5 protein-coding genes are annotated in these 4,900 nt (G+C 46.5%); 1 reads left to right on the top strand and 4 read right to left on the bottom strand.

All coding sequences use genetic code 11. The features are described 5' to 3' along the window. The 4 genes from ABNT28_RS09980 to ABNT28_RS09965 form a co-directional block, all read right to left on the bottom strand. Nucleotides 1–221, bottom strand: a 221-nt coding sequence (locus ABNT28_RS09980; protein WP_348721509.1) for an ATP-binding cassette domain-containing protein, incomplete at its 3' end; no start/stop codon positions are given. After that, nucleotides 218–1,126: an ABC transporter permease gene (locus ABNT28_RS09975; protein ID WP_332923695.1), complete on the bottom strand. Its 909-nt coding sequence runs from the start codon at nt 1,124–1,126 to the stop codon at nt 218–220. The genes ABNT28_RS09975 and ABNT28_RS09980, both read right to left, overlap by 4 nt. Beyond that, the gene (locus ABNT28_RS09970; protein ID WP_348721508.1) at nt 1,126–2,100 is read right to left on the bottom strand and encodes an ABC transporter permease; all 975 of its coding nucleotides are present in this window, start codon (nt 2,098–2,100) and stop codon (nt 1,126–1,128) included. The genes ABNT28_RS09975 and ABNT28_RS09970 overlap by 1 nt, the downstream gene beginning before the upstream one ends. Nucleotides 2,101–2,195: 95 nt before the next feature. Then, on the bottom strand, nt 2,196–3,776 hold the full coding sequence (locus ABNT28_RS09965) for an ABC transporter substrate-binding protein (RefSeq protein WP_348721507.1): 1,581 nt from the start codon (nt 3,774–3,776) through the stop codon (nt 2,196–2,198). Nucleotides 3,777–3,957: 181 nt separating this feature from the next. Between ABNT28_RS09965 and ABNT28_RS09960 the strand changes: the two genes are divergently transcribed. Further along, nucleotides 3,958–4,809: an alpha/beta hydrolase gene (locus tag ABNT28_RS09960; protein ID WP_332923698.1), complete on the top strand. Its 852-nt coding sequence runs from the start codon at nt 3,958–3,960 to the stop codon at nt 4,807–4,809. Nucleotides 4,810–4,900 lie beyond the last annotated feature (91 nt).

The raw sequence follows: 4,900 nt of genomic DNA, 5'->3' as shown, positions 1-4,900 counted from the left end.
AGGATCTGCCCGCCAACAATTTGCCCAGGCGCATCAACAAGCCCCATGATCGAAAAGCCGGTGATTGATTTTCCCGAACCAGACTCGCCAACAAGCCCAACAATTTCTCCAGATTTAATCTCGAGGCTAACGCCATCCACAGCTTTCAGAACTCCAGCTTTCGTGAAAAAATGCGTTTGTAAATCTTTGATCTGTAGAATTGGATCCACGGTGCACCTCATCGTTGCAAACGTGGGTTAAAGATGTCGCGGAGCTGATCGCCAACAAGGTTGATTGACACGATTGTGATTAGCAATGCGATGCCCGGAAAGATACTGATCCAGTAATCACCAGAATACATGAATTCAAATCCATTACCAATCAAGAGACCAAGCGATGGTTCAGTGATTGGCAGGCCAAGACCAAGAAAGCTGAGGGTCGCTTCGAGCGAGATTGCATGCGCAGTTTGTAATGTGCCTACTACAATCAAAGGCGCCAGACAGTTTGGCATGATGTGATGTAAAATGATCCTTCGGTCGCCAAGAGCCAGACATTGCGCTGCTTCGACATACTCTTTGTTCTTCTCAACAAGAGCGCTGGCACGTGCGGCGCGGGCGTAATAAGCCCATTGCACTAGTACCAGCGCGATAATGGTTTTCTCTACCCCTTTGCCAAAAACGGCCAGAATAATCAGTGCCATCAGAATTGATGGGAAGCTCAGCTGAATGTCAACAATCCGCATTGTTAGGGTTTCAAACCGGCCGCCGAAGTAAGCTGCTGACAGCCCAACTGCTGCGCCGATCACTAGAGCAACTACTCCCGAAAATGCCCCAACACCGAGGCTTACTCGAAGCCCATAAAAAATCGCCGAGAGCATATCGCGCCCTGCGCCATCCGTGCCTAGCCAATACACGTTACCTTCAAAATCTTCTGATCCAGGCTTGAGGCGGCTGTTCATTATATCAACGCTTGCCAAGTCATAAGGATTTGTTGGTGATACAAATGGCGCAAAAACCGCAATAAATAAAATTACCAAAAATACAAAAAGTGCACCAACAGCGGTTGGGCTTTCGCAAAAGTCAGACCAGAATTTTTGCCATCCTGACGCTGGTATGGCGCCTGTGGTGGTTGCAGCTTTACCTGCCATTAGCTTACCCCTTTAATGCGAACCCTGGGATCAAGGACTGAATAAAGAATATCCACGATCAGATTCAAGGTGACAAAAATCAAGACGATGATCATCAGATAGGCGACTACAATTGGCCTATCTAGGTTATAGATTGCATCAATAATTAGCTTGCCCATGCCCGGCCAGGCAAAAACCGTTTCGGTTACTGTTGAAAAGGCAATCAGAGACCCGAATTCAAGTCCAATGACCGTGACAATGGGGATCATGATATTTTTCAGCAGATGTACTCGGATAATTCTTGTTTCGCTGAGGCCCTTGGCGCGTGCAAATTTGATGTAATCCTGCAAGATTACTTCGCGGGTACCAGCGCGCGCCAGCCGGATCACCGATGATAGTTTGAATAAGGCGAGATTGAAGGCCGGCAGGAATATGTGCGACAGCCCGTCAAGGGTAAAGATGGAGCTGGTAATGCCAAAATAGGTAGCAACATCGCCCCTGCCAGTTGAGGGTAGCCAGCCCAGATGTACGGAAAAGAACATAATCAAAATAATGCCAACCCAGAATGTTGGCATTGAAAATCCTAAAATTGAACCAGCCATAATAGTGCGGCTAATTTTGCTATGCGGTTTTAAACCTGCGTAAACACCAAGTGGAATTCCAAAGGAGATAGCAATCAACAATGAAAATAGTGCTAACTCCATTGTGGCTGGCATACGCTGGATAATTAATTTTAATGCTGGTTCGCCGAATACGAATGATCGCCCCAGATCACCTTGAAAGGCGTTGACCATAAAATACCAATATTGTTCAGCCACAGGACGGTCTAGTCCAAGATCACGAATTACACGCTCAATCTCAAGTTGATCGGCTTCAGGGTTGATCAACATATCAACCGGATCGCCAACAAGGTTAACGCCAACAAATACGATCAATGACATCACAAGTAATACAATGATGCTTTGCAAAGACCGTCTTAAAATAAAGGCTGTCATTTAGTCACCGAGCGTGTCAAAGGCAACCTCACCTACCCAGACTATAAATAAAAGGTAGGTGAGGTCGCTTGTTTAAGAAGAATCAGGTGCCGTTCCTAATTTGCGCTAAGCCCCATTACGATTGTGCGTTCATCTGTGCGTGGCTGATATTTGAAGCCAGCTTTTGCTGCCCAGGTATTCACCTGATAATGCATTGGAATCACACCGTAATTTTCACCAACAGCCTTTTCTGTTGCGGCGGCAAGCAATTTACCCCGCGCATCAGCGTCAACTGTTGCTAGTGCTTTTTGAACAAGTGTATCAACCGCAGGGTCCGAATGACGACCACGGTTTGCCGCGCCGAGTCCCTTTGACTTGTCATAGGTATGAAGCAGGGCTTTTAGTGGTGATGATGCCTCACCAGATCCAGCACCCCATCCAAGCAGCATGAAGCTAAATTCAGGTGATTTGTCTGGTCCACCACGCGATGCGCGACCAAAGTAAACTGCCTTTGTCATGGTCTCAACACTGGCCTCAATACCAACACGGTTTAACATCTGTGCCAAAGCTTCGGCTATTTTGGCGTCGTTGATGTAACGGTCATTTGGTCCATGAATGACCATCTTAAAGCCATCTGCATAACCAGCTTCAGCCATCAGCTTTTTTGCCATTTTTGGATCATACGGATCAGGTTTCATATTTGGTGAAACACCATGAAACCCTGCTGGCAACAATTGCCCTGCCGGTACGGCAATACCTTCCATGACGCGCTCAACAATGGCATCACGGTTGATTGACAAGGAAATGGCCTTACGAACTCGAGCATCCATCAACGGGTTTTTGATTGGGCCACCATCTTTTGCTTTGATGTGAGGAGAGTCTTCGCGGAACTGATCCATATGCAAATAGATAACCCGGTTTGATGGGCCGCTGCTGAGCTGAACAGATTTATCCTTTTTCAGCCTGGCCACATCTAGGGGTGGCACATTATCAATAAAATCGACATCGCCGGCTAATAGAGCGGAAATTCGCGCGGGACCGGATTTGATTGGCTTGAAAGTCACTTTGTCAAATGCCGCTTTTGTGCCGTGATAATCGTCATAACGCTGAAGAACAACACGGTCGCCCGGCACCCATTCAACAAATTTGTAAGGGCCGGTGCCAATGGTTGCTTTGCCGCTATTATAATCTTCGGTTTTGGCACCCTTGCCCGCCTTCGCTGAGATTATTTTTACTGTAGTCATGTCATTTGGCATCAACGGATACGGTTTTGCCGTTTTGATATGAATTGTGTGGTCATCAATTTTTGAGAAGGTCTTGCCTTTGAGATAGGTCACAAAGCTTGATGGTGAGTTAGGCACATTCTGCGCCCGCTCAGCAGTAAACAGAACATCATCGGCGGTAAATGCGCTGCCATCATGCCATTTGACGCCCTGGCGGAGCTTGAATTCCCAAGTTGTTTCATCAACTGGTTTCCAAGAAACTGCTAGATCTGGAAAATGTTGTTGGTTCTCGTCACTACCTACCAAAGCTCCAAAAATATGCGTTGCAAATCCGTTATTTGGACCAAGGTTGTGGTAATGCGGGTCAATCGAGCTTGGCTCTGACTGCAAGCCAACGCGTAGTTCAGCTGCATTGGCTGCGAATGACAAGCCAATTGCCGCAACGCTCATCGTAATTATGTGTTTAAGTTTCATGTATCTCTCCCTTTTTGCTGACGTTTTTTAGATCCAAACGGCGCTAAAAACAATCGACGGAAAGTTTGCTCAATATTAACTCGCGCGTCAATCCATTCTTGGAGACATTGTCCTGTTATATTGTTAATTATTTGTCTACATATGAAATCAGCGATTAATCTCATTGTGAGTGGAAATAACTATGAAAGAAAATCAGAGGTTTGTTGATTTTTTGCCTCCTTTGTCCATGTTTTGCAACCAAACCAGTGGAAGATTGACGTCTTATCGGATTTACAAGCCTGTTGATGGTAGCCAGTCGACGCCAGTGCTAGTGTTTCTACATGGTTTTAATGGCAGTAGTAAAAGCTGGGCCTATCAATTTGCACATTTTACTAATCATACGGTGATTGCGATTGACGCACCTGGGTTTGGTGGGTCGCAGGTTATCGAGGGTGGTATGGTTGCAATTGCTGATGAAGTTGCCGCTGTGATTACTAGTCTTGTCAATGGCGAGGCTGTTATTATTGGCCATTCAATGGGCGGTATGCTGGCACAGGTATTGGGCGCAACCCATCCAGACATTTGCCAAGCGATCATTCTGTCATGCACTCATAAAGGGCGCGCCCAACCGGCAGGAACGCCTCTTGATGCGGCAGTAATTGAGCGTATTGAGCAGCGCAAGATGATGGATGACGCCACATATGGCGCGCTTCGTGTTAGCAAGATGCTACCCGGCGATATCGATCCTGGAATTGCTGAGTTTCTGGCTATGGTCGCTGGAGATATCAGGGTTGAGGGCATAGACTCTGGTGGCCGTGCAATGCATCATCTTGATACAACTAACCTGCTGCCAAAAATCACAGCGCCAGTAGCAATTTTTAGTGGCGCAAATGATATTGTTGTAAAACCGGCTGCGGCTGCTGCGTTGAAAGCTGCTTTGCCTCTAGCACGGCATTGGTTGATAAGGGGCGTTGGTCATGCGCCGTATTGCGAAGATGCTGCTAGTTTCAATAGCGCCATTGAACAGTTTCTTGATTATGTTTCAGCGGTTTAAAAAACTGGCATGGTGAAACAAATGAACGCATTCACATTACGGCCATTTGTCATTTATTTTTTGACAAACACATTGTCACTGCTTGGCACAT

Origin of the sequence: uncultured Candidatus Puniceispirillum sp., from assembly GCF_963979125.1 — a bacterium.
GTDB lineage: Bacteria > Pseudomonadota > Alphaproteobacteria > Puniceispirillales > Puniceispirillaceae > Puniceispirillum.
Note: the sequence above shows the minus strand (reverse complement) of the source record. Positions and strands in the feature narration are given on the sequence as shown.